A 26259-nucleotide genomic window follows, 5' to 3' on the forward strand; every position below is an offset into this window, starting at 1 on the left:
CGTTACACCGACGCGTGCGGCCGGCCGGGCTGCGCCGTGAGCGCCTCGGCGGCGGCATCCTTGAAGTGCTGGTCGCGCGGCAGGATCACCGCGGCCGAGCGGACATGGTGCGCCGAAGGATGCGTTCCCGGAGGCGCCGCGCCTTCCTCGGCCAGCGCCTTGACGGCCTTCATCAGCGCGCGGCGCATCTTGACGATGCCGTTGTCGGTGGAGGTCAGGTGCTCCTTGGTGCGATCCTGGATCGGGCCCATGCTTTCCTGCAGCGACGCATCCTGCATGCCGATGCCTTCGATGCCGCTGAAGGTCCTGCCCGACTTCTGCGCCTCGCGGTCCATGAGGTAGTCGTTCTCCTTGTTCTGCAGGGGGCGGAACGTGCCCGGCACGTAGCGCACATGGATACCCTTGCCGTCTTCCATCGCCTGGACCTCGCCTTCGGTCAGCGCACGGCCGGCGTGGTAGTCGAAGCTCCACGCCCAGCAGTTCTCGTCGTCGATGGGCACCCAGAAATGGCCGTGCACCGGGTGGTCGCCGCGCGGCGGCACCATGGTGAAGCAGGGCATCAGCCACGGCGTGATGCGCCAGTAGTAGGAATCGTCGTCGGCGTTGCGGCGCACACCCACCAGCAGTCCGGTGTCGGTGTCGACCACTTCGAACACCGGACGCAGATCCTTGAGGTTGTACTGGTTGCCGGCCGCGCCCTTGAACAGGGGATCGGACTTCAGGCTGTCGCGGTGCAGCCACGAAACGTGGCTGGAATCGATGCCCCCTTCGAGCGCCTGCAACCAGTTGTTTTCCTGGATGCGCTTGGACACGAAGCGCTGCGCGTCGGGCACCATCGCGAACTCGTACTCGGGCAGCGGCGGCTGGTGCTCGGGCGGACCCATGTAGGTCCACAGGATGCCGCCACGCTCGACCAGCGGATACGAGGTGAGCTTGATGCGGCTGCGAAAGCCGCTGTCTTCCGCCTCGGACGGCACGTCCAGGCACTGGCCGTCGGCGGCGTATTTCCAGCCGTGATAGGGGCAGCGGATGCCGCCGCCCTGGCCCTTCTCGTCGTAGCGGCCGAACCACAGCGACACGCCGCGATGCGCACAGAACTCGTCGATCAGGCCGATGTTGTCTTCCTCGTCGCGTATCGCCAGCAGCCGCTCGGACAGCAGCTTGACGCGCACCGGTTCACAGCCGGGAGCGGGCAGTTCGCGGCTCAGCATCACCGGCAGCCAGTAGCGGCGGAACAGCTCGCCCAGGGGCGTTCCCGGCCCCGTCTGGGTAAGCAGGTCGTTCTGTTCCTTCTTCAACATCTTGAGTCCCCTCGCTTGAAATCGTTCCGTATATAGGAACACTGTTCCTTGATAGGAAACAAAGTTATCATTCGCTCGATCCCGATGTCAATGCGGTCCGAGCCGCGGCGGGACATCAGAACCTGAAGAAAGGAGACAAGCCGATGGCCATTCAACGCCATTTCCTCGCGCGCCTGCTGTGCGCGAGCCTTGCAGCCGGCGCGCTCGCGGCGCCCGCCTGTGCGCAGGATCCGTGGCCCACCCGCCCGGTGAAGATCGTGGTGCCCTACGCGCCCGGCGGCAGCGCCGACACGCTGGGCCGGCTGATCGCGCGCCATCTTGCCGAGACGTTCAAGCAAAGCTTCGTGGTGGACAACCGCGGCGGCGCGGGCGGCGTGATCGGTTCGCAGATGGTGGCGCGCGCCGAACCCGACGGCTATACGCTGGTGGTGTCGGGCATCGGCTCGCACGTGGTCGCCCCGTTGACCAACGCGACCAGCTTCGACCCGATCAAGGACTTCACCCACATCGCCCTGCTGGGCGGACCGCCCACCGTGCTGGCGGTCAACGTCGCGCAGCCCATCAAGGACGTGCCCGGCTTCATCAAGCAGGTCAAGTCCATGCCCGAGGGCCTGAGCTGGGCCTCGCCCGGACAGGGCACGCACGGCGCGCTGATCGGCGAAGCCTTCCGCCAGATCACCAAGCTGAACCTGGTACACATCAGCTATAAGGGCGCGGGTCCCGCCGTGGCCGACGTGGCCGCCAACCAGGTGCCGGCCGCCTTCATCACGCTCAGCACCGCCGCCGGCAACATCAAGGCGGGCAAGCTGCGTCCGCTGGCCGTGACCTCGGCGCAGCGCGTGGCCGACTTCCCCGACATCCCGACCTTCAAGGAACTGGGCTATCCGCAGCTGACCGGCACCACCTGGTTCTCGCTGTCGGGCCCCGCCGGCATGTCGCCCGAACTGGTCACCAGGCTCAACCTGGCAGTGCGCAAGGCCTTGCAGTCGCCGGAAGGCCAGACCGAACTGCGGGCCCAGAACATGGAGACCTTCGACTGGGACGCGCCCACGTTCAACGATTTCGTGAAAAAGGAAATCGTGCACTGGAAACAATACATAGAGCCCCCCCCTACGCGCTGACGCGCGCAAGGAAAGCCCCACCCCCTACGCCCTTCGGGCGCCCCCTCAAGGGGGCGAAACCGGCGGACTGGCAAAGCCAGATCCGCGGTTTCCTGGGCCTGGTGGGACTTTCCTGGTTTGCCGCTTCCGTGCTTCGCTGGGTGCCAGCACTTGGTATAAAGGTGGGTTGACGCAAACATTGTCCATCATCATGCAAGACACTCAGGACGGGGGCGAGGGGCGGCTTTCATCGGTTGCTTCGGCCATCCGTGTGCTCAAGGCGTTTTCCGAGACGGAAGTCGAGATCGGGATCAGTACGCTTGCCAAGCGGCTGGGGCTGGCCAAGAGCACGGTGCACCGGCTGGCCAGCACGCTGACGGCCGAGGGGCTGTTGGAGCAGAATCCGGAGAACGGCCGCTACCGGCTGGGGCTGGGGCTGTTCGCGCTGGGCGCGCTGGTGCGGCGGCGCATGGATATTTCGACGCAGGCCCTGCCCTATCTGCACGAGCTGCGCGAGATCACCGGCGAAACCGTGCACCTGGCCACGCTGGAGCAGAGCAACATCATCTATCTGTTCAACCTCGAAAGCCATCAGGCCATACGCATGCGTTCGTACGTGGGTGCGCGCAAGCCCGCCTTCTGCACCAGCGAGGGCCGCGCGCTGCTGGCCTTCCAGAGCGCGGACGTGCTGGCGCGCGTGCTCAAGGACGGCCTCGCGCCGCGCACGCCGAACACTCCGACCGATCCGGCCCTGCTGCGCGGCACGCTGGAACAGGTGCGCCGCGAAGGCTATGCGCAGGACGACGAGGAAAGCGAGGTCGGCATGCGGGGCCTCGCGGCGCCGGTGCGCGACCATACCGGACAGGTCATCGCCGCGATCGGCGTGGCGGGCCCCATCCAGCGGCTGACCAAGAAAGCAGTGCGCGGCTTCGTCGCGCCCGTGCTCCAGGCCGCGGACGGCGTGTCGGCGCGGCTGGGCTACCAGTCCTGAACGGACGCGCGATCATCCATGGCCGCCTCGTCTCCCATCCCCGTCTATCTGCTGGCCGGCTTCCTGGGCAGCGGCAAGACGACCCTGCTGTCCGCCTGGCTGGAGCAGCCGGGGCTGCGGGGCGCGGCGGTGATCGTCAACGAACTGGGCGAGGTCGGGCTGGACGGCGCCTTGCTGGGCGTGACCGAACAGGCGTCGCTGGTGTCGGGTTCGTGCGTGTGCTGCACCGGCCTGCCGGGCCTGGAGCAAGCCCTGGAGGACTTGTTCTGGGCGCGGCTGCAACGCCGCATGCCGGCGTTTCCCGCCGTGGCCATCGAGACCACGGGCATGGCCGATCCGGCTCCCATCATCCAGGCCTTCCAGGATCATCCGCTATTGCGTGAACGCTACCGCCTGCGGGCCGTCGTCACGGTGGCGGGCGCGCCGGCCGGCACGGCAGTGCTCGATCGCCATCCGGAAGCGCAGGCGCAGGTGCGCGCGGCGCATGCGCTGATCATGACCAAGACACGGGAGACGCCTGGCGAGACGACCCGGGCCCTGGCGGGACGACTGGCCGCCTTGAACCCCGAGGCGCCCATGCTGGTCTCCAACCAGGCCGACCTGCCGTGGGACCGCGTGTGGCAAGCCATCGCGCCGCAAGCTTCGCAAGAAAGCGATGCCGTGCCCAGGCTGGCGGCAATCGACGTGGATCACGGCAATAATGAACATGCTCATTTTCACGAGAATGATGAGCACGTTCATCACCATGACGCCCAGGCGCATTTCCTTGCCCTGCCCGATGCCGTCGCGCGCGATGCGCTGCTGATCCGTTTGCATGCGCTGGCAGATACATTGGGGGACGACCTGCTGCGGCTCAAGGGCACCGCGGTGCTGGCCGATGGCCAGCGCCGGATGGTGCAGTTTGCGCCCGACGACAGGCGCTTCGATGTGCGCCCCCTGTCCGCTGCGGCCGGTGCCGCCATGCCCCCGGCCGGTTTGACCGTGATTGCCATGCATGCGAGCGTCGAGCGGATCGCGGCGGCCTTCTTCGGAAATACGGCGGCATAGCGGCATACTCGTCCCGCGCGCCGCCGACAGCGATCAGCTGTTTTCCAGCACGTCCGCCAGGCCCTGCTTTTCCAGCAGCGACGACAGGTGTTCCCAACCGTGGAAGTCGATGATGATCTGGCCGCGTTCCTTCGCGCCGATCTTGAAGGCTACCTGCGTGCCCAGCCGATCGGACAGCGCCTCTTCCAACCGCAGCACGTCGCGCGACTTGGCCGCGGGCCTGCGGCTGGATTTCTGCGCGGCTTCCTGCAGTGTCTGCGCGACGAGCTTCTCGGCTTCGCGCACCGATAGCCGCTTGGCCACGATCTGCGTGGCGAGCTGGATCTGCGTGGCGGCATCCACCGCCAGCAGCGCGCGTGCGTGGCCCATGTCGAGATCGCCGGCCAGCAGCATGGTCTGCACCGGCGCGGCCAGGTTCAGCAGGCGCAGCAGGTTGCTCGTGGCCGAACGCGAGCGGCCGATGGCCTGGGCCGCCTGCTCGTGCGTCATGCCGAATTCGCCGATCAATCGCTGCACGCCCTGTGCTTCTTCCAGCGGATTCAAGTCCTCGCGCTGGATGTTCTCGATCAGCGCCATGACCGCGGCGTTCTCGTCGCTGACCTCGCGCACCAGCACCGGCACCTCGGTCAGGCCGGCCAGCTGCGCGGCGCGAAAGCGCCGTTCGCCCGCGATGATCTCGTAGCGGCCGCCCTCGATCGCGCGAACCAGGATGGGTTGCATCACGCCCTGGGTGCGTATCGATTCGGCCAGTTCGCCCAGCGCGCCTTCGTCCATGCGCGAGCGCGGCTGGTAGCGGCCGGCCTGCATGCTGGCCACCGGCAGCGCGTTGGGCGGACCTTCCTTCGGTTCGGGCTGCGCCGTGGACTTGGTTCCCAGCGTGCTGACCGCCGGCATGTCGGCGCCCAGCAGCGCGTCCAGTCCGCGTCCGAGTCCTTTGGGTTTCTTCACACCCTTAGATCCTGCTTTCATTTCCATGATGTGCTTCCCCAAAGCTATAGCGTTTTCATACGCTCTATCATTTCCGCCCCGAAGGCCACGTAGGCCTGCGCCCCCTTGGACGCGGGGTCGAACACCACGCCCGGCAGGCCATAGCTGGGCGCCTCGGCCAGCCTGACGTTGCGCGGGATGATGCTCTTGAATACCTTGTCGCCGAAGTGGCTCTCGAGTTGCGCCGAGACCTGCTGCTGCAAGGTCACGCGCGGATCGAACATCACGCGCAAGAGCCCGATCACGCGCAGGTCGGGATTCAGGTTGGCGTGGACCCGCTTGATGGTGTTGACCAGGTCCGACAGCCCTTCCAGCGCGAAGTACTCGCACTGCATCGGAATGATCACGCCATGCGCGGCGGCCAGGCCGTTGAGCGTCAGCAGCGACAAGGTGGGCGGGCAGTCGATCAGTACGAAGTCGTAGCGGTCGGCCACGGCGGCGATGGCATGCTTGAGCTGGCGCTCGCGTTCCTCGAGCTCCACCAGGTCGATCTCGGCGCCCGCCAGTTCGCGGTTGGAGGGCAGGACGTCATAGCCGCTCTCCGATGCCTTGGCGGCCTCGGCAATGCTGGCCTCGCCGATCAGCACCTGGTAGAGCGTGGCCTGCAGCTCGCGCTTGTCGATGCCGCTGCCCATGGTGGCGTTGCCCTGCGGATCGAGATCGACCAGCAGCACGCGCTGCTCCTGGGCCACGAGGGCCGCCGCCAGATTGACCGCGGTGGTGGTCTTGCCGACACCGCCCTTCTGGTTCGCGATGCAGAAGATGCGGGCGGTGCGCTTGGCGGCCAGCGGCTCGGCGCCGCTGATCGCCTCCAGCTCGCCGGCTTCTTCTCCGGACGGTGCCGCCTCGTTGACCATGCTGGAATTGGAAGACATCGAATACAACCTGATTATTGGGTGAATCTGACGCGCCGATGGCCGGCGCCGCGTTCTGCTAACCCTCGTTTGCCCCGCCCTCGACGCGGTCCATTCAGACCAGGCAGCGGCGGGCGGACAATCTTGGCACATAAAGCGTCGTGACGCCTTCCACCTGCCATGCCCCCTGGTCCTTCAACGCCTGCATCTCGTCTTCCGGCGGATGGCCCTTCATGGCGGCCAGCCGCCCCCCGGGCTTGACGTGGCGTCCGGCCAGCGCGGCAAAGTCGTGCAGCGACGCGAACGCGCGCGAGACGACGATGTCGCACTCGGCGGGTTCGAGCTCCTCGACCCGCGCGTGCGTCGCCTCCAGGTTGGGCAGCCGCAGCACTCCCGCCACGTGCTTGATGAACGCGGTCTTCTTTTCCACCGCGTCCACGCAGCGCACCTGCCACTCCGGCCGGCAGATGGCCAGGACCACGCCGGGCAGCCCCCCGCCCGATCCCACGTCCAGGATGCTGGCGGGCTGGCCGGCAAGACGCTGGGCCAGTTCCGGCACCACCGACAAGCTGTCTGTTATGTGGTGCAAAAGCATCTGCTCAGGCTCGCGTATGGCCGTGAGGTTGTAGGTGCGGTTCCAGCGCAGCATCTGCGCCAGGTAATTCAGCAGCAGATCGATGCGCGCATGATCGAGCGGCAGGCGCAACACCGCGCAGTCCGACTCGAGCTGGGCGGCGAATACCGCGCCATTGAAAGGTTCCTGCATCGGGATCGGTTTCCGGGACATGTTCATGGGACGGCCCTCCGGCGGCCGGGAGCTCCCCTTGCCGGGGAAGCGGGCGCGCTTCCCCGCATACCACGCATCGATACCGACGAGCCTCCTGTCTCGTCGTGGCGCGGCTTTTCTCCCAGGAGAAGGCGTGTGGTTGTCGAACGGCCGTGGGACACGCTCATGCCGCCCGGTTCGCATCGGCGGCGGAATCGGCATCCAGCCTTCCGTATTGCCGGCGCTTCAGGTGTATCAGCAGGAGCGAGATGGCGGCAGGCGTGATGCCCGAGATACGGGCGGCCTGGCCGATGGTTTGCGGCCGATGGGTCTTGAGCTTCTGACGGACTTCGAAGGACAGGCTGCGCACCGAGTCGTAGTCGATGTCTTCGGGTATGCGCTGGTTCTCGTGCCCGGCCTGCTTGTCGATCTCGTTTTGCTGGCGCGCGATGTAACCCGCGTACTTGACCTGGATCTCGACCTGTTCGGCAACGATCTGGTCGCTTACGCCCGGACCCGCCAGCAATTCTTCGTCCGCGTTCTTCGCTTGCATAAGAGCATCATAGGAAACGTTGGGGCGCTTGAGCAAGTCGAATAGTGTGTACTCACGCTCGATCGCCTTGCCCAATAGCGGCTCGGCGGCATGGGCCGGGAAAATCCGGGGATTGATCCACGTGGAACGCAGGCGCTCGACCTCGCTCGCCACGGCATCCCGCTTGCGGTTGAAGGCATCCCAGCGCGTGTCGTCCACCAGCCCGAGCTGGCGGCCGGTTTCCGTCAGGCGCCAGTCGGCATTGTCTTCGCGCAGGCTCAGGCGATACTCGGCCCGCGATGTGAACATGCGATAAGGCTCGGTCACGCCACGCGTGACCAGATCGTCGGCCAGCACACCCAGGTAAGCCTGGTCGCGACGCGGCACCCAGGCTTCCTCGCCCTTCACCTTCAGGGCGGCGTTGATGCCGGCCAGCAGTCCTTGCGCGGCGGCTTCTTCGTAGCCCGTCGTACCGTTGATCTGTCCGGCGAAGAACAGCCCAGAAATGGCACGGGTCTCCAGCGAGGTCTTCAGTCCACGTGGATCGAAATAGTCGTATTCGATGGCATAGCCCGGCCGCAGGATATGAGCGTTCTCCAGTCCGGGCAACGAATGGATCAGGTCGAGCTGCACATCGAAAGGCAGGCTGGTCGATACCCCGTTCGGGTAGAACTCGTGGGTGGTCAGACCTTCCGGTTCCAGGAAAACCTGATGGGATGTCTTGTCCGCGAAGCGGTGGATCTTGTCTTCGATGGACGGGCAATAACGCGGCCCCACCCCTTCGATGACCCCGGTGTACATGGGCGAGCGGTCCAGACCGCCACGTATGATCTCGTGCGTCCGCGCATTCGTGTGCGTGATCCAGCACGGAAGCTGGCGCGGATGCATGGCGGCATCGCCCAGGTAGGAGAACACCGGTACCGGATCCAGGTCTCCGGGCTGTTCTTCCAGCACGCTGAAGTCGATGGATCGCCCGTCGATACGGGGCGGCGTACCGGTTTTCAGGCGGCCCTGGCCCAGCTTGAGTTCCTGCAGGCGCTTGCCCAGCGAGATGGCCGGCGGATCGCCCGCCCGGCCGGCCGAGTAGTTCTGCAGTCCCACGTGAACCAGTCCATTCAGGAAGGTACCGGCAGTCAACACCACCGCCCTCGCACGGAAACGAAGGCCGATCTGGGTGACCGCTCCTACGACCTTGTCCCCTTCCAGCATCAGGTCGTCCACCGCTTGCTGGAACAACCAGAGATTGGGCTGGTTCTCCAGGCGATGACGAATGGCCTTGCGGTAGAGCACTCGGTCGGCCTGGGCTCGGGTAGCCCGAACCGCCGGCCCTTTGGACGCATTCAGGATACGGAACTGGATCCCCGCTTCGTCGGTGGCCAGCGCCATCGCCCCACCCAGCGCATCGACTTCCTTTACCAGATGGCCCTTGCCTATTCCGCCTATGGAGGGATTGCAGGACATCTGCCCCAGGGTCTCGATGTTATGCGTGAGCAGCAGCGTCTTGCAGCCAGCGCGCGCGGCCGCCAATGCGGCCTCGGTACCGGCGTGGCCGCCGCCTACAACAATCACATCAAATTCGGTTGGATACAGCATGGTGGGATCCGCAAAAGGCCAGGTTAGCCTGGCGACCTGGCAGCCTTCGTGGCCAGGGAGATGTCCGGGTCTGGAGAGAAAAACGCCACGGTAACTTGGGATTATAGGATTCCCGCCTTTCCAACGCGAGCACTACCCTGGGCAAGCTGCTCCATAGTGTTTCACGTGGAACACTGGGGTGTGCACCAATCATCAAATGATGAACTGTGAGCGTGAATCGCACACTGGCCAGCAGCCCTGGTCCAGCCAATCGGCAGGGCCAGAGAGTATCGATGTTTCACGTGAAACATCGATGGGCTACTCGGACTCAATCGGCTGCTCGAGCACCGCGCCAGCCAGATGCGTCATTGGCACGTGAAAGGCGAGCAAAGGACGGGTATCGGCATTTGCGACAATATCCGCCTTGGCAGCACTGGCCATGGGTGCTCCCACTTCGCCCGGCAGGATTTCACGTCCAACCTCTTCCTTACGCGTCCCCATCAGGATGCCCTTCGGCAGTGTCCATCTCTTCACGCATGGCTCGGGCGGTCAGTACATCCAGCATCTCGAACAGGCCGGCGATCCGTTCCTGTGAATAGCCATCCAGCAGCCGGCTATTGAACTGCCAGGATAACTGCCGCAAGCCAGCGGCAACCTCTCTCCCCCGGGGACTCAAGCTCAATTCAGCTCGCCGGCCATCCTGTGCCGAGGTCCCCCTTTCAACCAATCCTTTCCTCGACAGAATCCCGACGGCCCTGCTGATCTGCGCAGGGTCGACCACGGCAATGCGGGCCAACTTGCTTATCGAGACAGACTGGAAACCGGCAAGCAGCGTAACGACCTGCCACTCGACTTGAGAAAACCCGAACTGCACGCGAGCCTGCAGTTGGGAGGCACGTGCCAATGCCTTGCCAAGGGTGGCCACCTTCGGTGCCAGCAAGCCGTCCTGCCCGCGAGCCTCCGTCGTTTCGAAAGGGACAGTGGACTCTTCCTCGGGCGGGGAATGGGTTGTCATAGGTAGCCGCCTCGCTCGAGGCTTTCGTGCAGACGTGAGCTGTCATTATCTTCGCTCTGATCGTATCCGTGCAATTCCGTGAGAAATCATGCTATTTTTTCTCTACTTATGAAAATACAAGATCCAATCATGCATTTAAATAAGGCGGGATCATCCCGACAAGCGGGTAGCAGGCAGGATCAGGGAAACAGGACCGTATCCAGCACGTTGATGTAGCCGTTGTCGACCTCGACATCGGGCTCCAGCACCTCGGCGTCCGACAGCAGCAGGCGGCGGTCCTTGCGATGAACCGTCAGCGTCTTGCCGCCCTCGGTCCTGATCTGCGTGCCTTCCTTGGCATCCTTCAGGCGGACCTTGCCGGCCACCATGTGCAGCTTGACCACCTGCACCAGCGTATCCTTGTTCCGCAGCGCCTCGCGCCGGGCCGAGGGCAGCTTGGCGAAGGCTTCGTCGGACGGCGCGAATACGGTGTAGGGCTGGCCTTTCAGCGTCTGCTCCATGCCCGCCTCGCGTACCGCGTTGACCCATGAGCTGAACATTCCGGCCGTCTGGGCCGTGTCGATGATGTTGCGCGCCAGGACGCCGGCAGGGCTCATCAGGCCCAGCGCCAGTGCCATGGCGATCAATCCGAGGGTATGTCTGACATGCATGCGCTTCTCCCGAGCGACAAGTTTCTCCTTGGAACATGACCGGCTTGCGGCCCGTCTTTCATGGTCGCTCACCACGCTGTAACCAGGGCCATCGCTTCGCAAGGGAGCGCAACACGGCGCCCGTCCAGGCGGGGAATAAAAAAACCCCGACGCCCAGGGCGGGCATCGGGGCCGTGCATCGCGAGCCGGAGCGGTACGCCGTCCGGCTTGCGAGCGAGACTCAGCCTTGCAGGCGCTTGGACAGGCGCTGCTTGACCTCCACCAATTCGTTCGGAAGTCCCTGCCTGAGCAGGTCGAACAGTTCGTCGTGCAGGCGCAGTTCTTCCTTCCAGGCTTGCGTATCGATGGCCGTGATGCGATCGAACTGCTCGCGGGTGAAGTTCAGGCCTTCCCAGCTCAGGTCCTCGTAGGAAGGCGTGACGCCGAAGACGTGGTCCACGCCCTGGGCCTTGCCGTCGATGCGTTCGAGCATCCACTTCAGCACGCGCATGTTTTCGCCGAAGCCGGGCCACACGAACTTGCCGTTCTCGTCCGTGCGGAACCAGTTCACGCAGAAGATGGCGGGCAGGCGCACGCCGGCCGATTCGAGCTTGGCGCCCAACTGCAGCCAGTGGCTGAAATAGTCGCTCATGTTGTAGCCGCAGAACGGCAGCATGGCGAAGGGATCACGGCGCACGACGCCCTGCTTGCCGGTGGCGGCGGCGGTGGTTTCCGAACCCATGGTGGCCGCCATGTAGACGCCCTCGACCCAGTTGCGGGCCTCGGTCACCAGCGGCACCGTGGTGGAGCGGCGGCCGCCGAATACGAAGGCATCGATGGTCACGCCCGCGGGGTTGTCCCACTCGGCGTCGATGGCCGGATTCTGGTCGGCGGCGACGGTGAAGCGGGCATTCGGATGCGCCGCCTTGCGGCCGGTGGCCTTGCCGATTTCCGGCGTCCAGTCCTGGCCCTGCCAGTCGATGCAGTGGGCGGGCGGCTCGCTCATGCCTTCCCACCAGATGTCGCCGTCGTCGGTCAGCGCGACGTTGGTGAAGATGACGTTTTCGCGCAGCGTCGCCATGCAGTTGAAGTTGGTCTTCTCGTTGGTGCCGGGCGCGACGCCGAAGTAGCCGGCCTCGGGGTTGATGGCGCGCAGCTTGCCGTCGGGACCGGGCTTGATCCAGGCGATGTCGTCGCCGATGGTGGTGACCTTCCAGCCCGGCAGCGACGGAATCAGCATCGCGAAGTTGGTCTTGCCGCAGGCCGAGGGGAAGGCCGCGCCGACGTGCATCTTCTTGCCCTCGGGCGAGGTCACGCCCAGGATGAGCATGTGCTCGGCCAGCCAGCCCTGGTCGCGGCCCATCTTGGAGGCAATGCGCAGCGCCAGGCACTTCTTGCCCAGCAGCGCGTTGCCGCCGTAGCCCGAACCGAAAGACCAGATCTCGCGGGTTTCGGGATAGTGGACGATGTACTTGGTGTCGTTGCAGGGCCACGCGACGTCGGCCTCGCCCTGGGCGAGCGGCTTGCCCACGGTGTGGACGCAGGGAACGAACACGCCGTCGGCGCCCAGCACGTCGTAGACCTTGCGGCCCATGCGGGTCATGATGCGCATATTGGCCACGACGTAGGGCGAGTCGGACAGCTCGACGCCGATCTGCGCGATGGGCGAGCCCAGCGGCCCCATCGAGAACGGAATCACGTACATGGTACGGCCGCGCATGGAACCGGCGAACAGCCCGTTCAGCGTCGTACGCATTTCCGCCGGGTCCACCCAGTTGTTCGTCGGGCCCGCGTCTTCCTTGCGTTCGGAACAGATGAAGGTACGGTCTTCGACACGCGCGACGTCGGACGGATCGGACCAGGCCAGATAGGAATTGGGACGCTTGGCGGGATTCAGGCGGCGCAGCGTACCGGCCTGGACCATCAGTTCGCACAGGCGGTCATATTCTTCCTGGGAACCGTCGCACCACTCGATGCGATCAGGCTGCGCCAGCGCCGCGACCTCGGCCACCCAGGCCTTCAATCGTTCATGCCGTACCCAGTCAGGAGCGTCGACCGCCGAAAGTTGTTTGGGAACCGATGTTTTGGGCACGGCGTTCATTGGTCACTTTCTCCTCGACGCTGGGGCGCCTGATCATGATGTAAATAATGAGCCGGGCATCGATTGGCCCGGCCGGACTTTAACTTAATATACCCCACCCCCTTCCTGCAAAAGTTTCCAGGAAGAAAGGGTCCGTTACCGTTGGCAGCTACCACTCACAATACCAATTGGACTACCATCGCCGCTGTTTGAAGGAAAGCCCATGCGCATAACGATTCTGGACGACTATCAAGACGCGGTACGCAAGCTGGACTGCTTCAGCCTGCTCGATGGCCACGACGTCAAGGTCTACAACAACACGGTCAAGGGGCTGGGCCAATTGGCCGTCCGGCTGCGCGACACGGAAACGCTGGTACTGATCCGTGAGCGTACGCCCATCACCCGCGCCCTGCTGGACAAATTGCCTCAGCTGAAGCTGATTTCCCAGACGGGGCGCGTCGGGTCGCACATCGACGTGGAGGCCTGTACCGAGCGCGGGATCGCCGTCGCTCAGGGGGTCGGCTCGCCTGTCGCGCCGGCAGAACTGACGTGGGCGCTCATTATGAGCGCGATGAGGCGAATTCCTCAATATGCGGCAAACCTCAAGCATGGGGCCTGGCAGCAATCGGGCATGAAAGCATCGTCGATGCCGCCCAATTTCGGCCTGGGCCGGACCTTGCACGGGAGCCAATTGGGCCTCTTCGGCTATGGCAAGATCGGCAAGCTCGTCGCGGGCTACGGCAAGGCCTTCGGCATGAAGGTCACCGTCTGGGGCCGGGAATCGACCCTGGAACGGGCGCGGGCCGACGGCCTGGATACGGCGGCCAGCAAAGAGGCGCTGTTCTCGAACAGCGACGTGCTGTGCATGCTGCTGAAGCTGAGCGAGGAAACCCGCGGCATCGTCACCCTGGCAGACCTGCAGCGCATGGGGCCCGAGGCGCTGTTCGTGAACACCTCGCGAGCGGAGCTGGTGGAGCCGGACGCGCTGGTGCTGGCGCTGAACCGGGGCCGGCCGGGGCTGGCGGCGATCGACGTATTCGAAAGCGAGCCCATCCTGCAAGGCCACCCGCTGCTGCGGATGGAGAATGTCATCTGCACGCCGCACATCGGTTTCGTGGAGAGCAACAGCTACAACCTTTATTTCAAGGTTGCGTTCGAGAACATATTGGCGTGGGCGGCGGGGAAACCCAATAATTTAGTCACCCCGTGAGGGAAGCCCACCCCCTACCCGCTAACGCGGGCCCCCTCAAGGGGGCGGCGCTGGCGGACCGGCAAAGCCGGATCCGCGGCGCCCAGGATCAAAGCAAGCATGCGGTGCTCCGCACCGAGACAACCCAACCAGGCCCAGGATGCGGTGGATCCGGCTCCGCCGGTCCACCCGCATCGCCCCCTGGGGGGGGCGCCCGAAGGGCGCAGGGGGGGTCAAATACTTTAGAAAAAAACGAGCCCATCCCGCTGGGGAGCGGGATGGGTAAGCGGGGCGGCGTGGCCGTCCCGCGCATGAGCGGCTATTTACAGCGGCTTGATATCGGAAGCCTGGGGACCCTTGGGGCCGTCCTTGACTTCGTACTCGACTTCCTGCCCTTCGGCCAGGCTGCGGTAGCCGCGGCCGACGATGGCGGAAAAGTGAGCGAACACATCCGGACCACCGGCGTCCGGCGTGATGAAGCCGAATCCCTTGTCCGCGTTAAACCATTTGACCTTGCCCTTCTGTGCCATGTTCGGCGTCCTCTAATCAATCTAAACAATGCAATGGAACCAAGAACGCCGACACGAACTGAAATGCGGTAATGGCGGACATCCGCAAATGGCAGACGGGACTTGCGTGCTGCTTGAATTCAACTGCGAATCGCAGCATACCCGCGTGTACTTTGCGAATCAATAACATTTAGCAGGCGTATCGCAAATGCTATGTCCACGCCACGCAACAGGCCGAAATCCCCTGTGCCGGGCCTCCGAAATCAGTCGCGCAACGCCGGAAAACGCATAAGCAAACCACGGTAGAGCGGCGGGGTGATCAGCAGCACGAAGGCCAGCCGGAACACCTGAAAAGCCGTTACCAGCGGCACGCCCAGTTGCAGCACCTTGGCGGTGATGCACATCTCGGCGATGCCGCCGGGCGCCAGCCCGAGCATCAGGGTGGGCAGCGCGATACCGCTGGGCTGCGCCAGGAGCAGGCTCAGGCCCGCCGAAAGCATGATCACGACCAGGGTATAGACCAGGATCAATCCCATGAAGCGCGGGGCCGTCCGGAAGAAATCGGGGGTGTAGCGGTCGCCCAGCGACCAGCCTATGAGCAATTGCGCGGCGTTCAGCATGAAGGTCGGCATCGCCGACAAGGCCATGTCGTTGGAAGTCAGCAGGATGGTGACGGCCATGGGCCCCAGCACCCAGGCGTTGGGGATGCGCAGCCGCGACGCCAGCAGCGCGCCGCCGGCGCCCAGCGCGAACATCGCCGCCAGTCCGGCGGGATCGACCTTGGTCATGGCGGGCGCGAACAGCCCGCTGCCGGTCACGCCGGACATCCGGAAAGCCAGCGGCACCAGCACGACGACGAGCAGGATGCGCAGGCTGTGGGCCGAGGCGACCAGCGCCACCTTGCCGCCGTAGCGGTCGGACAGGTTGGCCATTTCCGCCGCGCCGCCTATGGTGGACGAAAAATAGGCGGTGCTGAATTCCACGCCGCCGGCGCGCTGAAGGAACCAGGCGCCGGCCAGCCCCGCGGCCACCGAGAATATGGCCCCCAGCAGCAAGGGCAGCAGATTGCCCGCGATCTCGTCGACCACCATGGGCGTGAAATACAGGCCCAGGCCCACGCCTATCACCCACTGCCCCGCGTAGCGCAGCTCGGTCCGGCTGCGGGACTGCACGCCGGCGATCTTGGTCGCCGCCGTGGCGATCAGCGCGCCCAGCATCCAGGGCAGCGGGGTGTGAAGCGCGACCGCTATCAGCGAGCCGCAAAGCGCGATGGCAAAACCTAGCAGCAGACGGACGAACATGGGGAACGAAGCGGGCGGGCGTGGCCGCCGGTGGACGCGTGGAGGTAGACTGATCCGATGAAGACGAATGGTACATCCAAGGCCCAAGCAAGCTGATGATTAATTCCAAACTGCCGGACGTCGGCGTCACCATCTTTACCGTCATGAGCCGGCTGGCCACGGAAACCCGCGCCATCAACCTGGGCCAGGGCTTCCCCGATTTCGATCCCGACGCCGGCCTGCTGGCGCAGGTCGACGCCGCCATGGCCGCGGGCCATAACCAGTACGCTCCCATGCCTGGAATCCCGGCGCTGCGGGCCGCCATCGCGACCAAGACGCAGGCGCTGTACGGCGCGGCCTACGATCCCGAAACGGAGATCACCGTGACCAGCGGCGCCACCCAGGCCCTGATGACCGCCATCCTGGCGGTGGCCGGCACCGGCGACGAGGTCATCGTGCTGGAGCCCAACTACGACTCCTACGTGCCGGCCATACGCCTGGCGGGCGCCGCGCCGGTGGCGGTGCAACTGCTCCCCCCCACGCCCGAGGCGCCCGGCTACCGGCCCGACTGGGACGCGGTCCGGCGCGCCATCACGCCGCGCACCCGCGCCCTCGTGATCAATTTCCCGCACAATCCCACCGGGGCGGTCCTGGACGACGGCGACCTGGACGAACTCGAGCGCATCCTGGAAGGCACGGGCGTGGTGCTGATCTCGGACGAGGTCTATGAGCACATCGTGTTCGACGGCCGCCGGCATGCGTCCATCGCGCGCCGGCCGGCGCTGGCGGCCCGCAGCTTCCTGATATCGTCGTTCGGCAAGACGTTCCACACCACGGGCTGGAAGATCGGCTATTGCTGCGCGCCCGCCGCCCTGTCCGTGGAATTCCGCAAGATCCACCAGTTCATGGTGTTCGCGGTATCGACCCCGATGCAGTACGCACTGGCCGCGTTCCTGAAAGATCCCCGCCATTACCTGGAACTGCCCGCCTTCTACCAGGCCAAGCGCGACCGTCTGGAAGCGGGGCTGCAGCAGACGCGCTTTCGCACCCTGCCCTGCCCGGGCACCTACTTCCTGCTGGCTGACTACAGCGCGATATCGGATGCGCCCGAAAGCGAGTTCGCGCGCTGGCTGACCACCGAGCACGGCGTGGCGGTCATTCCCATCGCGGCCTTCCATGCCGATCCGGACGCGCCGGCCTCGAACCGGCAACTGGTGCGCTTCTGCTTCGCCAAGAAGGACAGCACGCTGGACGCGGCGCTGGAGCGCCTGCAGCGGGTCTGAAAGGGGCATGCGGGCCCGATTGCCCGCATGCCCTCGCCTGCGTCGCCTAGGCCGACGCAGCGGGTCCGGAAGCCCCCGCCCTGCGCCGCGCCAGCATGCGCATCGTGACCGGCACGACCAGTACGGCCGCCGCGCACAGCCACAAGCCGATGCTGACGGGGCTTTCCCACAGGATGGCCGTATCGCCGTTGGTGATGGACAGGGCCCGGCGCAGGTTCTGCTCCATCATGTTGCCCAGCACCAGCCCCAGGATGAGCGGCGCCATGGGCACCGACATCTTGCGCAGCAGGTAGCCCACCACGCCCAGCGCCACCATCATCACGAGATCGAAGGTGGTCGCGTGTACCGAATACACGCCGATCGCGCTCACGGTCACGATGAACGGCACCAGCGCCCAGGTCGGCACCGACAGCATGCGCGCGAACACGCCCACCATGGGGATGTTCATCGCCAGCAGCATGACGTTGCCGATGAACAGCGACGCGATCAGGCCCCAGACGATCTCGGGACGCTGCTCGAACAGCGCGGGCCCGGGCGTGATGTTGTAGAGCGCCAGCACGCCCATCATCACCGCCGTGGTGCCCGATCCCGGCACGCCCAGCGTCAGCATGGGCACGAACGAACCCGTGGCCGATGCGTTGTTGGCCGCCTCGGGCGACGCCAGGCCGCGGATATCGCCCTTGCCGAAGTGGGCGCCTTCCGGGTCGGACTGCTCGACCAGGCGCTTCTCGGTCGAGTAGGCCATGGCCGAAGCCACGGTGGCGCCCGCACCCGGCAGCACCCCCACCACGAAACCGATCAGCGACCCGCGCACCGTGCCCCACCAGGTCATCGCCACTTCACGCATGTTGAACAGAGTGCGCCCCGTCGGCTTGACCGCCGCGCTGCCCGTGACCGACTGTTCCAGCAACAGCAGCATCTCGCTGACGGAGAACAGGCCGATCACCACCACGACGAACTGGATGCCGTCGCTCAGGTGCAGCGAATCGAAGGTATAGCGGTAGATGCCGGAGTTTTCGTCTATGCCCACGGTGGACAAGGCCAGGCCCACGGCGGCGGCCAGCAGCGCCTTGACAGGCTGCTCGCCCATCAGCCCGGCCAGGCAGCAGAAGGCGAACACCATCAGCGCGAAGTACTCCGCCGGCCCGAAAGCCAGCGCCCACCGGGCCAGGAGGGGCGCGGCGATGGCGATGCCGACGGTGGCCACGGCCGAGCCCACGAAGGAACTCCAGGCCGAGATGGACAAGGCCACGCCGGCCTTGCCCTGGCGCGCCATGGGATAGCCGTCCAGCGCGGTCATGATGGCCGAGGCCTCGCCCGGCACGTTGATCAGGATGGAACTGATGCGCCCGCCGTATTCGCAGCCGATGTAGACGGCGGCCAGCAGGATGAGCGAGCTTTCCGGCGGCAGTTGCATCGCGAAGGCCAGCGGCATCAGGATGGCCACGCCGTTGATGGGCCCGAGGCCGGGCAGCACGCCCACGATGGTACCGATGAAGGAGCCGATGGCCGCGATCAGCAGGTTCAGCGGCGTCAACGCGACCGAGAAACCCGTGGCCAGATGGCCGAAGATGTCGTTCAAAGCAGGCCTCCCAGCAGGCCGGTGGGCAGCACCACGTCCAGCACCTTGTCGAACAGCAGGAACACGGCCACGCCCAGGACCAGCCCGGCGATGCCCGTCTTGAGCCACGATCCGCCGAACGCGCGGCCCACCGGCAGGCTCATCAGGAAGGTGGCCAGGACAATGCCCAGCCACTGGAACAGGAAGGCGTAGGCGGCCAGCGCCACCGACACGGCCACGACGCGTCCCTTGACGCCCGCCGCCACGGCTTCGACCGGATTGCCGCCCTTGGCGGCCAGCCACAGGCCGCACAGGCCGATGACCAGCGACAGCAGCATGGGAAAGGCGCGCGGGCCCACCGGCTCGTAGGCAAAAGGCGCCTCGAGCCCGTAGCCCTGCCACACCATCACGGCGGCGAAAACCAGCGCCGCCGTGCCCAGCAGCCGGTCGTTCAACACGACACGGCCGCCGCTCATTTACGCACCAGCCCGAATTCGTCGGCCAGCTTGCGGTACTCGGCAACCTGCTGCTTGATGTAGCCGTCCAGGTCCTTGCCGGTCTTATTGAACGGGAACAGACCGCGTTCTTCACGCAACTTCGCGAATTCGGGCGTGGCCATCATCTTGTCGAAGGTGACTACCCACCACTGGTAGTCGGCATCGGCGACCTTCGGTCCCACGTAGAAACCGCGGATGATGGGCCACTGGATGTCGAAGCCCTGCTCCTTGGCGGTAGGTACGTCGGCCAGCCGGCCCGGCAGGCGCTGTTCCGAGAACACGGCCAGGATGCGGATGGGCACGCCGGCGTCCAGTACGGACGCGACCTCGCCCGCGTCGCCCGAATACACCTGCACGTGGCCGCCCTGCAAGGCCGTCAGGGTCTCGCCGCCCCCCTCGAAGGCCACGAAGCGCATGGTCTTGTAGTCGATGCCGGCGGCGCGCGCAGTCAGCGCCGCCTTCATCCAGTCCTGGCTGCCGATGGTGCCGCCGGCGCCGAACACCACCTTGGTGGGATCGGCCTTGATGGCGGCCATCAGGCCCTTCAGGTCCTTCCAGGGGGCGTCCTTGCGCACCACGACCGCGCCGTAGTCGGTGCCGATGCCCGACACCCAGCGCACGTCCGACTCGGTGTAGCGGCCGAATTTGCCCTGGGCGATGTTCAACAGCGAGCCGCCCGAGAAGGCCACGATGGTGCCGGCCTCGGCGGGCCGCTGGGCGATGATGGTGTTGTAGGCCACGGCGCCGATGCCTCCCGGCATGTACACGGTACGCATGGCGCCGTTCAGATACTTGCCTTCCTGCAAACCGCCTTGCGCGATCTTGCAGGTCAGGTCGAAACCGCCGCCGGGCTTGGCGGGCGCGATGCATTCGGGCCGTTCGGGCGCGGCAGCGGCCGGTTGCGCGGCCAGTCCCGCGAAGATCATCGCCGCGGCATAGGTCGCCGCCCGCAGTCGAACTGTGGGTTTCATCAGTCACCTCCCTGTCTTTGTTGTCGATGTCGCGGCTGCCAGGCCGCACCGAGGCGACTGTACGAACGCGGCGCTTTCAACCGGCTTTCAATTTCCCGTGTTTTCGTGCTGCAAAGCAGCATTCAGGACCTGGGGAAAACGAGGGCCGCGCGCAGGCCGGGCCCCGGTTCCCGGTTTTCCAGCACCAGCCTGCCCTTGTGCAGACCCGCGATCCGCTGCGCGATGGCCAGCCCCAGCCCGGCGCCCGGCTTGCCCTTGCCGGACTCGCCGCGGCGGAAACGCACGCCGGCCCGCTCGATGTCGGATACCGGCATGCCCGGTCCGCTGTCCTCCACCCGCAGCACGATCCGTCCGGGCTCGCGCAGCAGCATCAGCGTGACCATGCCTCCCTCCGGGCTGTAGCGAATGGCGTTGTCCAGCAGGTTGAGCACGGCCTCGCGCAGCAGCACGGGCAGCCCCGGCATCCACAACGCTTCCCCGAGCGCCTCGATGCCGTAATCCAGCTGCTTGGCGCGTGCGGCCGGCAGCAGGCTGCGCACGCATTCCCCAGCCAGTTCGGCCAGGTCGATCCGCACGAAAGGCAGGCCACCCTCGGCCAGCGAGGCATCATGGACACGGGCCAGCGCCAGCATCTGGTTGGCCATCCGTATGGACCGGTCCACGCCGGCATGCATGGCCTGCAAGACCTGGCGGACCGCTTGCGGGTCGGTCTCGCGCAGCGCGAAATCCACCTGGGTCTTGAGCACGGTCAGCGGCGTGCGCAACTGGTGGGACGCATCGTCCAGGAACTGGCGCTGCGCGCGGGCCTGGGCGTCGTGCCGCGCGATGTGCCGATTGATGGCGGACACCAGCGGCTGGACCTCGGCCGGGACCTGGCTGTCGTCCACCGGCCGCAGGTCGTCCGGGTCGCGCGCGTCGATTTCCTCGCTCAGGCGCACCAGCGGCCGCAGCGCGATGATCACCCCACCCGTCAGCAGGATCGCGCTCAGCAGGATCTGCAGCGTATCTCGCTCGATCGCGCGCATCAGCACGGCCCGGGTGAAGCCCGCCCGCGACTCGATGCTTTCCGCGACCTGGATGACCACCCGCTGGCGTTCCTGCGCGCCATACAGGGGAGGATCGAGCCGGCGCGCCAGCACGCCCACACGGACCGGTTCGCCGAAATACTCGGCGTCGAAGAATTCCGCCCGTCCCGACACCAGCGGATGCGCCGGCATGGGCAGCGCCGGGTTGCCGATCTCGGTCAGGTTGTCTTCGGTGGAGACCCGGAAATACACGTTGCCGCTGGCGGTCAGTTCGAAAAATTGCAGCAGCCTGTAGGGCAGTTCCACCGCCAACCCACCGCTTTCCGTCGATATGTTCAGGTCTATGGCGCGCAGGGCGCCTGCCAGCGACCGGTCGTAGGCTGCATTGGTCAGGTCGTCCAGCAGCCTGACCGACAGCCACAGGCCACCCCCGGCTACCACGGCCAGGACCGGAAGCAGCCACCACAGCAGGGTCGTTTTCAGGCTGCGCCGCCGTGGCCGGGCCGGCAAGGGAGAAGTTGCTGGCGAGGAAGCCGTCACGCAGGCTCCAGGCTGTATCCCAGTCCGCGCAGGGTCACGATATGGACGCCGGTGTCGCCCAGGCGCTTGCGCAGCCGGTGGACGATGACTTCGATGGCGTCCAGCCCGACGTCGCGGTCGTCGTCGAATACCCGATCCAGGATCTGCTGCTTGGTCATGGGTTCGCCGCTGCGCTGGATCAGGGCCCGCAATACCGAGTGTTCCCGTGGCGAGAGGGCCAGGGGTTGGTTGTCGAGCAGGAATTTCTGAGCGGCCAGGTCGAAAACCAGCGGCCCGCAGGCCAGACGCGGATGTTCCCTGCCCCGGCTGCGCCGTATCAGCGCCGCCAGTCTGGCTTCCAGTTCGGTCACGTTGAAGGGCTTGGGCAGGAAATCGTCTGCGCCTTCGTGCAGGGTGGTGACGCGTTCCGTCAGTGAATCACGTGCGGTCAATATCAAGACGGGCGTACGGTCATCACGGGCGCGCAGTCTGGCCAGCAGCGTCCGCCCGTCCAGTCCGGGCAGTCCCAGATCCAGGACGACGGCATCGAAATCCTCGACCTGCAGGCGTTTTTCCGCGACTACGCCATCGTCGGCCCATTCCACGACGAAACCGGCGTGCCGGGCCAGCGTGCCTGACAGCCATCGAGCCAATTCGGGTTCGTCCTCGACCAACAGGATACGCATGGCGGATCGGGTGCTCCGTACTTACTTATAGAGGAATGAGACGCCTGGATGCTAGGTGTTCGATCCGGCCGGGTCAACCGGCGTCCGCGCAGCGGCGCCCAGGGCCGCTTGCGGCCCTCGTAGCGGTAGGAAGAAAAGATGTTTGAGCTTTATCCTAAAACTATCTATCCAATTCGTAGTAGGTAATAGGAGCCTGTGGATAACTTCGCCCGATCAAAAAAACCTTTTCGATTCAAAGAGTTGCCTAATTTTTAGGCATGTGGATAAGCTTGTCCACAGGGTGTACCCGGAAATTGAACAACTTTTTGGGTTGGGAACGAAAACAAAGTTATCCACAAAGGCTCAACACCGTATGCACACCCCGCTTCCCAGAGCTTATCCACAGGCCTGAAAATGTCCGCATCGGGTATTCTGGTCGCCTGCCTGGAGCCGTTCATGGATGTATCCGCCTCTTTCTCCGCCCTGGCCGCGTTCGTGGGCCGGTACGAACGCCTGTTCGTCCTGACCGGCGCCGGGTGCAGCACGGATTCGGGCATCCCGGACTATCGCGACGCCGATGGCCAGTGGAAACGTACGCCGCCCATCGACTTTCAGTTATTCATGGGCGACGGCCTGGCCCGGGCGCGCTACTGGGCGCGCAGCATGATCGGGTGGCGGCGCTTCGGGAAGGCCGGGCCCAACGACACCCATCGCGCGCTGGCACAGCTGGAGGCCAGCGGAAGAATGCGGATGCTGGTGACCCAGAACGTCGATGGCCTGCATCAGGCGGCGGGCAGCCGCGCAGTGGTGGATCTGCATGGCCGGCTGGACGAGGTCCGTTGCATGCATTGCGCGCACCGCGAACCGCGGGCCGTATTCCAGCAGCGGCTGCAAGCCGTGAACCCGGCATGGATCGCGCTGGACGCGGCCGATGCACCCGATGGCGACGCCGACCTGGAAGCGGTGGATTTCTCCCGTTTCGCCGTGCCGTCCTGTCCTGCCTGCGGCGGGATCCTGAAGCCGGACGTCGTTTTCTTCGGCGAACAGGTGCCCGCGCCGCGCGTGGCGACGGTGCTGCGCGCGCTGGACGAAGCCGATGCCATCCTGGTGGTGGGCTCGTCGCTGATGGTGCATTCTGGCTACCGCTATGTACGCGCCGGTGCATCGGCCGGACTGCCGGTCGCGGCGGTCAACCTGGGGCGCACGCGCGCCGACGACCTGCTTACCCTGAAGGTGGAGCAGTCCTGTGCCGAGGCGCTGGCCTTCATGCTGGAGGACCGCGCGGCGGCGTAAGGCCGCCGTGAAGATACCGCTGGCGTTCCGCTATTCCGGCAGGGGGAAGCCCTGCGCCATCGACTCGCGCAGGTATTCGACGAAGCATTGCACCGCGCGCGGCACGCGCGGGGCCCACGGGCGCAGCGCATACAGATGGTTGCCGAAGAAGCCCTGCACGCGCCAGTCCGGCAGCACCGGCCGCAGCCGGCGCATGGCCGGCGCCGCGCTGAAGTCGGGCAGCAGGCCGATGCCCAGTCCGTCCAGTACCGCGTCGCGCAGCACCTCGCTGTTGTTGGCCTTCAAGGGGCCTTGCACGGGCACCGACAGCGTTTCGGCCTGCTCGTCGCTGGCCGGAACGAAGGTCCAGGTATCGGCGCCCGGCCCCAGGTACAGCACGCAGTCGTGTCCCGCCAGGTCGCGCGGATGCCGGGGCACGCCGTGCCGGCGCAGATAGGCGGGGCTGGCCACCAGCAGCGAACGCGTTTCGCACAAGGGCCAGGCGACATAGCTTTCGGGCGCCGCCGCCGTGTGGCGGATGGCCAGGTCGTAGCCTTCCTGCGCCAGGTTGACGAAGCGGTCGGTCAGGTCGAGGTGGATGCGCACCTCGGGATAGCCGCGGAAGAATGCCGCCAGCCTCGGTGCGATGTGCTGCCGGCCCAGCGCCACGGGGGCGGTGACGCGCACGATGCCGCGCGGCGTGCCGGACAGATCCTTTACCGCGGTGAAGCCGGCGTCGATGCGTTCGAACGCCGGCGTGGCGTCGGCCACCAGTTCGCGGCCGGCGTCGGTCAGCACCACCGAGCGCGTCGTGCGCTGGACCAGCGGCACGCCGGCCGCGCGCTCCAGCGCGCCTATGCGCATGCTGACCGAGGCCTTGGACAGGCCCAGGCGCCGCGCCGCCTGGGTGAAGCTGCGGGTCTCGGCCAGCACGGTCAGCAGGTGGATATCGGCCACCCAGGGCCCGATGATGTCGGCAGCCATTTTTTTCCGCTCGGATTGTTCAAGATATTGAACACTTTAATCGGCTTCGGCCGGCTTATCCAATCGACCGAGCGGCCCTAGACTGGGGGCCTCGATTTCTTCCTATCAGGATGACCGCCATGTCCGCTTCCATCGTCCACTGGGTCGACGGCCGCAAGATGCCCGTGCAGGGATCGCGCGTCGCCGATGTTTTCAATCCCGCCACCGGCGCCGTTTCCGGCCAGGTGGCGCTGGCCAGCGCGGCCGACGTCGATGCCGCCGTCGCCTCCGCCCGCCGCGCCTTCCCCGCCTGGGCCGACGTGCCGCCCATCCGCCGGGCTCGCGTGATGTTCCGTTTCCTGGAACTGTTGAACCGCCACAAGGATGAGCTGGCCCGCGCCATCACCGCCGAGCACGGCAAGGTGTTCACCGATGCGCAGGGCGAGGTTGCGCGCGGCATCGACATCGTCGAATTCGCCTGCGGCATTCCGCAACTGCTCAAGACGCAGTTCACCGACCAGGTCTCCACCGGCATGGACAACTGGACGCTGCGCCAGCCGCTGGGCGTGGTGGCCGGCGTCACGCCGTTCAACTTTCCGGTGATGGTGCCGATGTGGATGTTTCCGGTGGCCATCGCCGCCGGCAACAGCTTCGTGCTCAAGCCCAGTCCCATCGATCCGACGCCTTCGCTGATGATGGCCGAGCTGCTCAAGGAAGCTGGCCTGCCGGACGGCGTGTTCAACGTCGTGCAGGGGGACAAGGAAGCGGTGGATGCATTGCTGGCCCATCCCGACGTGGCCGCGGTGTCCTTCGTCGGCTCGACTCCCATCGCGCAAAGCATCTACGAGACCGGCGCGCGCAACGGCAAGCGTGTGCAGGCGCTGGGCGGCGCGAAGAACCACATGGTGGTGATGCCCGACGCCGATCTGGACGTGGCGGTGGACGCGCTGGTGGGCGCGGGTTACGGCTCGGCCGGCGAACGCTGCATGGCGATCTCGGTGGCGGTGCTGGTGGGCGACGTGGCCGACCGCATCATGCCGCGCCTGATCGAGCGTACCCATGCGCTGAAGGTCAAGAACGGCATGGAGCTGGACGCCGAGATGGGCCCCATCGTGCATGCCGGCGCGCATCGCCGCATCAGCGACTACATCGGCGTGGGCGTGGAGGAAGGCGCGCAGCTGCTGGTGGACGGACGCCATTTCGACGCGGCTTCGGCCGGCGCGGGCTGCGAACGCGGGTTCTGGATGGGCGGTACGCTGTTCGACCACGTGACGCCCGAGATGCGCATCTATCGCGAGGAAATCTTCGGTCCCGTGCTGTCGTGCGTGCGCGTGCCCGATTTCGCCTCGGCGGTCGAACTGATCAACGCGCACGAATTCGGCAACGGCGTGAGCTGCTTCACCAGCGACGGCAACGTGGCGCGAGAATTCGGCCGCCGCATCCAGGTCGGCATGGTGGGCATCAACGTGCCCATTCCCGTGCCCATGGCGTGGCACGGCTTTGGCGGCTGGAAGCGTTCGCTGTTCGGCGACATGCATGCCTACGGCGAGGAAGGGGTGCGCTTCTACACGAAGCAGAAGAGCATCATGCAGCGGTGGCCGAGCAGCATCGAGAAGGGCGCGGAATTCGCCATGCCCATTGCCAAGTAGCT

At 65.8% G+C, this 26259-nt stretch carries 24 protein-coding genes; 7 read left to right on the plus strand and 17 right to left on the minus strand.

Going from position 1 to position 26259, the window contains the following annotated elements:
* Positions 1–2 precede the first annotated feature (2 nt).
* A complete protein-coding gene (locus EV675_RS04585; protein ID WP_130356208.1) occupies positions 3–1301 on the minus strand; it encodes an aromatic ring-hydroxylating dioxygenase subunit alpha in 1299 nt (432 codons plus the stop codon).
* Positions 1302–1444: 143 nt separating this feature from the next.
* On the opposite strand from EV675_RS04585, the gene EV675_RS04590 reads away from it, so the two are divergent.
* The 3 genes from EV675_RS04590 to EV675_RS04600 all read left to right on the plus strand — a co-directional run bounded on the left by EV675_RS04590 (position 1445) and on the right by EV675_RS04600 (position 4439).
* The gene (locus EV675_RS04590) at positions 1445–2422 is read left to right on the plus strand and encodes a tripartite tricarboxylate transporter substrate binding protein (protein WP_130356209.1); all 978 of its coding nucleotides are present in this window, start codon (positions 1445–1447) and stop codon (positions 2420–2422) included.
* A 190-nt stretch (positions 2423–2612) separates the two neighbouring features.
* The gene (locus EV675_RS04595; RefSeq protein WP_130356210.1) at positions 2613–3392 is read left to right on the plus strand and encodes an IclR family transcriptional regulator; all 780 of its coding nucleotides are present in this window, start codon (positions 2613–2615) and stop codon (positions 3390–3392) included.
* A gap of 18 nt (positions 3393–3410) precedes the next feature.
* Positions 3411–4439, plus strand: coding sequence for a CobW family GTP-binding protein (locus EV675_RS04600; RefSeq protein WP_130356211.1), 1029 nt, complete (start codon positions 3411–3413; stop codon positions 4437–4439).
* Between the two features lie 33 nt (positions 4440–4472).
* Here the strand turns inward: EV675_RS04600 and EV675_RS04605 are convergent, their stop codons facing one another.
* From EV675_RS04605 to EV675_RS04635, 8 genes are all read right to left on the minus strand, one after another.
* On the minus strand, positions 4473–5408 hold the full coding sequence (locus EV675_RS04605; protein WP_130356212.1) for a ParB/RepB/Spo0J family partition protein: 936 nt from the start codon (positions 5406–5408) through the stop codon (positions 4473–4475).
* A gap of 23 nt (positions 5409–5431) precedes the next feature.
* Positions 5432–6301: a ParA family protein gene (locus EV675_RS04610; RefSeq protein WP_242621333.1), complete on the minus strand. Its 870-nt coding sequence runs from the start codon at positions 6299–6301 to the stop codon at positions 5432–5434.
* Between the two features lie 94 nt (positions 6302–6395).
* Positions 6396–7046: a 16S rRNA (guanine(527)-N(7))-methyltransferase RsmG gene (gene rsmG / locus EV675_RS04615; protein ID WP_130356213.1), complete on the minus strand. Its 651-nt coding sequence runs from the start codon at positions 7044–7046 to the stop codon at positions 6396–6398.
* A 184-nt stretch (positions 7047–7230) separates the two neighbouring features.
* On the minus strand, positions 7231–9171 hold the full coding sequence (gene mnmG, locus EV675_RS04620; RefSeq protein WP_130356214.1) for a tRNA uridine-5-carboxymethylaminomethyl(34) synthesis enzyme MnmG: 1941 nt from the start codon (positions 9169–9171) through the stop codon (positions 7231–7233).
* A gap of 297 nt (positions 9172–9468) precedes the next feature.
* Positions 9469–9591 carry a hypothetical protein gene (locus EV675_RS30180; protein ID WP_278044754.1) on the minus strand — a complete coding sequence of 41 codons (123 nt, stop codon included), beginning with the start codon at positions 9589–9591 and terminating at the stop codon, positions 9469–9471.
* A 46-nt stretch (positions 9592–9637) separates the two neighbouring features.
* Entirely contained in the window at positions 9638–10165 is a 528-nt protein-coding gene (locus EV675_RS04625) for a MarR family winged helix-turn-helix transcriptional regulator (protein ID WP_130356215.1), read from the minus strand.
* A gap of 179 nt (positions 10166–10344) precedes the next feature.
* Positions 10345–10815: a fasciclin domain-containing protein gene (locus tag EV675_RS04630; protein WP_130356216.1), complete on the minus strand. Its 471-nt coding sequence runs from the start codon at positions 10813–10815 to the stop codon at positions 10345–10347.
* 220 nt (positions 10816–11035) lie between these two features.
* Positions 11036–12895, minus strand: coding sequence for a phosphoenolpyruvate carboxykinase (GTP) (locus tag EV675_RS04635; RefSeq protein WP_130356217.1), 1860 nt, complete (start codon positions 12893–12895; stop codon positions 11036–11038).
* Between the two features lie 202 nt (positions 12896–13097).
* Here EV675_RS04635 and EV675_RS04640 point away from each other — a divergent pair, with 202 nt between their 5' ends.
* The gene (locus tag EV675_RS04640; protein WP_130356218.1) at positions 13098–14084 is read left to right on the plus strand and encodes a D-2-hydroxyacid dehydrogenase family protein; all 987 of its coding nucleotides are present in this window, start codon (positions 13098–13100) and stop codon (positions 14082–14084) included.
* 302 nt (positions 14085–14386) lie between these two features.
* Here EV675_RS04640 and EV675_RS04645 read toward each other — a convergent pair whose 3' ends face one another.
* A complete protein-coding gene (locus EV675_RS04645) occupies positions 14387–14593 on the minus strand; it encodes a cold-shock protein (RefSeq protein WP_087840420.1) in 207 nt (68 codons plus the stop codon).
* Positions 14594–14835: 242 nt separating this feature from the next.
* Positions 14836–15873: an AbrB family transcriptional regulator gene (locus EV675_RS04650; RefSeq protein ID WP_130356219.1), complete on the minus strand. Its 1038-nt coding sequence runs from the start codon at positions 15871–15873 to the stop codon at positions 14836–14838.
* Positions 15874–15968: 95 nt separating this feature from the next.
* Between EV675_RS04650 and EV675_RS04655 the strand changes: the two genes are divergently transcribed.
* Positions 15969–17135: a methionine aminotransferase gene (locus EV675_RS04655; RefSeq protein ID WP_130356220.1), complete on the plus strand. Its 1167-nt coding sequence runs from the start codon at positions 15969–15971 to the stop codon at positions 17133–17135.
* A 46-nt stretch (positions 17136–17181) separates the two neighbouring features.
* Here the strand turns inward: EV675_RS04655 and EV675_RS04660 are convergent, their stop codons facing one another.
* From EV675_RS04660 to EV675_RS04680, 5 genes are all read right to left on the minus strand, one after another.
* Entirely contained in the window at positions 17182–18717 is a 1536-nt protein-coding gene (locus tag EV675_RS04660; RefSeq protein WP_130356221.1) for a tripartite tricarboxylate transporter permease, read from the minus strand.
* Positions 18714–19151 carry a tripartite tricarboxylate transporter TctB family protein gene (locus EV675_RS04665; RefSeq protein WP_130357905.1) on the minus strand — a complete coding sequence of 146 codons (438 nt, stop codon included), beginning with the start codon at positions 19149–19151 and terminating at the stop codon, positions 18714–18716. The genes EV675_RS04660 and EV675_RS04665 overlap by 4 nt, the downstream gene beginning before the upstream one ends.
* Positions 19152–19168: 17 nt before the next feature.
* Positions 19169–20164 (minus strand): Bug family tripartite tricarboxylate transporter substrate binding protein, encoded by a 996-nt coding sequence (locus EV675_RS04670; protein ID WP_130356222.1) that lies wholly within the window; start codon positions 20162–20164, stop codon positions 19169–19171.
* A gap of 122 nt (positions 20165–20286) precedes the next feature.
* Positions 20287–21699: a sensor histidine kinase gene (locus EV675_RS04675; protein ID WP_242621426.1), complete on the minus strand. Its 1413-nt coding sequence runs from the start codon at positions 21697–21699 to the stop codon at positions 20287–20289.
* Positions 21700–21725: 26 nt separating this feature from the next.
* Positions 21726–22394, minus strand: a complete 669-nt coding sequence (locus EV675_RS04680; RefSeq protein ID WP_130356224.1) for a response regulator — start codon at positions 22392–22394, stop codon at positions 21726–21728.
* A 435-nt stretch (positions 22395–22829) separates the two neighbouring features.
* Here EV675_RS04680 and EV675_RS04685 point away from each other — a divergent pair, with 435 nt between their 5' ends.
* Positions 22830–23666 (plus strand): NAD-dependent protein deacetylase, encoded by an 837-nt coding sequence (locus tag EV675_RS04685; protein WP_130356225.1) that lies wholly within the window; start codon positions 22830–22832, stop codon positions 23664–23666.
* Positions 23667–23696: 30 nt separating this feature from the next.
* Here EV675_RS04685 and EV675_RS04690 read toward each other — a convergent pair whose 3' ends face one another.
* Entirely contained in the window at positions 23697–24629 is a 933-nt protein-coding gene (locus tag EV675_RS04690; protein ID WP_130356226.1) for a LysR family transcriptional regulator, read from the minus strand.
* 119 nt (positions 24630–24748) lie between these two features.
* Between EV675_RS04690 and EV675_RS04695 the strand changes: the two genes are divergently transcribed.
* A complete protein-coding gene (locus tag EV675_RS04695) occupies positions 24749–26257 on the plus strand; it encodes a CoA-acylating methylmalonate-semialdehyde dehydrogenase (protein WP_130356227.1) in 1509 nt (502 codons plus the stop codon).
* Positions 26258–26259 lie beyond the last annotated feature (2 nt).

It is taken from the genome of Pigmentiphaga kullae (genome assembly GCF_004216695.1).
Classification (GTDB): domain Bacteria; phylum Pseudomonadota; class Gammaproteobacteria; order Burkholderiales; family Burkholderiaceae_B; genus Pigmentiphaga; species Pigmentiphaga kullae.

Coding starts and splice junctions, on each gene's coding strand:
- EV675_RS04585 (WP_130356208.1), bottom strand. CDS start 1,301: ATGTTGAAGAAGGAACAGAACGACCTGCTTACCCAGACGGGGCCGGGA.
- EV675_RS04590 (WP_130356209.1), top strand. CDS start 1,445: ATGGCCATTCAACGCCATTTCCTCGCGCGCCTGCTGTGCGCGAGCCTT.
- EV675_RS04595 (WP_130356210.1), top strand. CDS start 2,613: ATGCAAGACACTCAGGACGGGGGCGAGGGGCGGCTTTCATCGGTTGCT.
- EV675_RS04600 (WP_130356211.1), top strand. CDS start 3,411: ATGGCCGCCTCGTCTCCCATCCCCGTCTATCTGCTGGCCGGCTTCCTG.
- EV675_RS04605 (WP_130356212.1), bottom strand. CDS start 5,408: ATGAAAGCAGGATCTAAGGGTGTGAAGAAACCCAAAGGACTCGGACGC.
- EV675_RS04610 (WP_242621333.1), bottom strand. CDS start 6,301: ATGTCTTCCAATTCCAGCATGGTCAACGAGGCGGCACCGTCCGGAGAA.
- rsmG (WP_130356213.1), bottom strand. CDS start 7,046: ATGCAGGAACCTTTCAATGGCGCGGTATTCGCCGCCCAGCTCGAGTCG.
- mnmG (WP_130356214.1), bottom strand. CDS start 9,171: ATGCTGTATCCAACCGAATTTGATGTGATTGTTGTAGGCGGCGGCCAC.
- EV675_RS30180 (WP_278044754.1), bottom strand. CDS start 9,591: ATGGCCAGTGCTGCCAAGGCGGATATTGTCGCAAATGCCGATACCCGT.
- EV675_RS04625 (WP_130356215.1), bottom strand. CDS start 10,165: ATGACAACCCATTCCCCGCCCGAGGAAGAGTCCACTGTCCCTTTCGAA.
- EV675_RS04630 (WP_130356216.1), bottom strand. CDS start 10,815: ATGCATGTCAGACATACCCTCGGATTGATCGCCATGGCACTGGCGCTG.
- EV675_RS04635 (WP_130356217.1), bottom strand. CDS start 12,895: ATGAACGCCGTGCCCAAAACATCGGTTCCCAAACAACTTTCGGCGGTC.
- EV675_RS04640 (WP_130356218.1), top strand. CDS start 13,098: ATGCGCATAACGATTCTGGACGACTATCAAGACGCGGTACGCAAGCTG.
- EV675_RS04645 (WP_087840420.1), bottom strand. CDS start 14,593: ATGGCACAGAAGGGCAAGGTCAAATGGTTTAACGCGGACAAGGGATTC.
- EV675_RS04650 (WP_130356219.1), bottom strand. CDS start 15,873: ATGTTCGTCCGTCTGCTGCTAGGTTTTGCCATCGCGCTTTGCGGCTCG.
- EV675_RS04655 (WP_130356220.1), top strand. CDS start 15,969: ATGATTAATTCCAAACTGCCGGACGTCGGCGTCACCATCTTTACCGTC.
- EV675_RS04670 (WP_130356222.1), bottom strand. CDS start 20,164: ATGAAACCCACAGTTCGACTGCGGGCGGCGACCTATGCCGCGGCGATG.
- EV675_RS04680 (WP_130356224.1), bottom strand. CDS start 22,394: ATGCGTATCCTGTTGGTCGAGGACGAACCCGAATTGGCTCGATGGCTG.
- EV675_RS04685 (WP_130356225.1), top strand. CDS start 22,830: ATGGATGTATCCGCCTCTTTCTCCGCCCTGGCCGCGTTCGTGGGCCGG.
- EV675_RS04690 (WP_130356226.1), bottom strand. CDS start 24,629: ATGGCTGCCGACATCATCGGGCCCTGGGTGGCCGATATCCACCTGCTG.
- EV675_RS04695 (WP_130356227.1), top strand. CDS start 24,749: ATGTCCGCTTCCATCGTCCACTGGGTCGACGGCCGCAAGATGCCCGTG.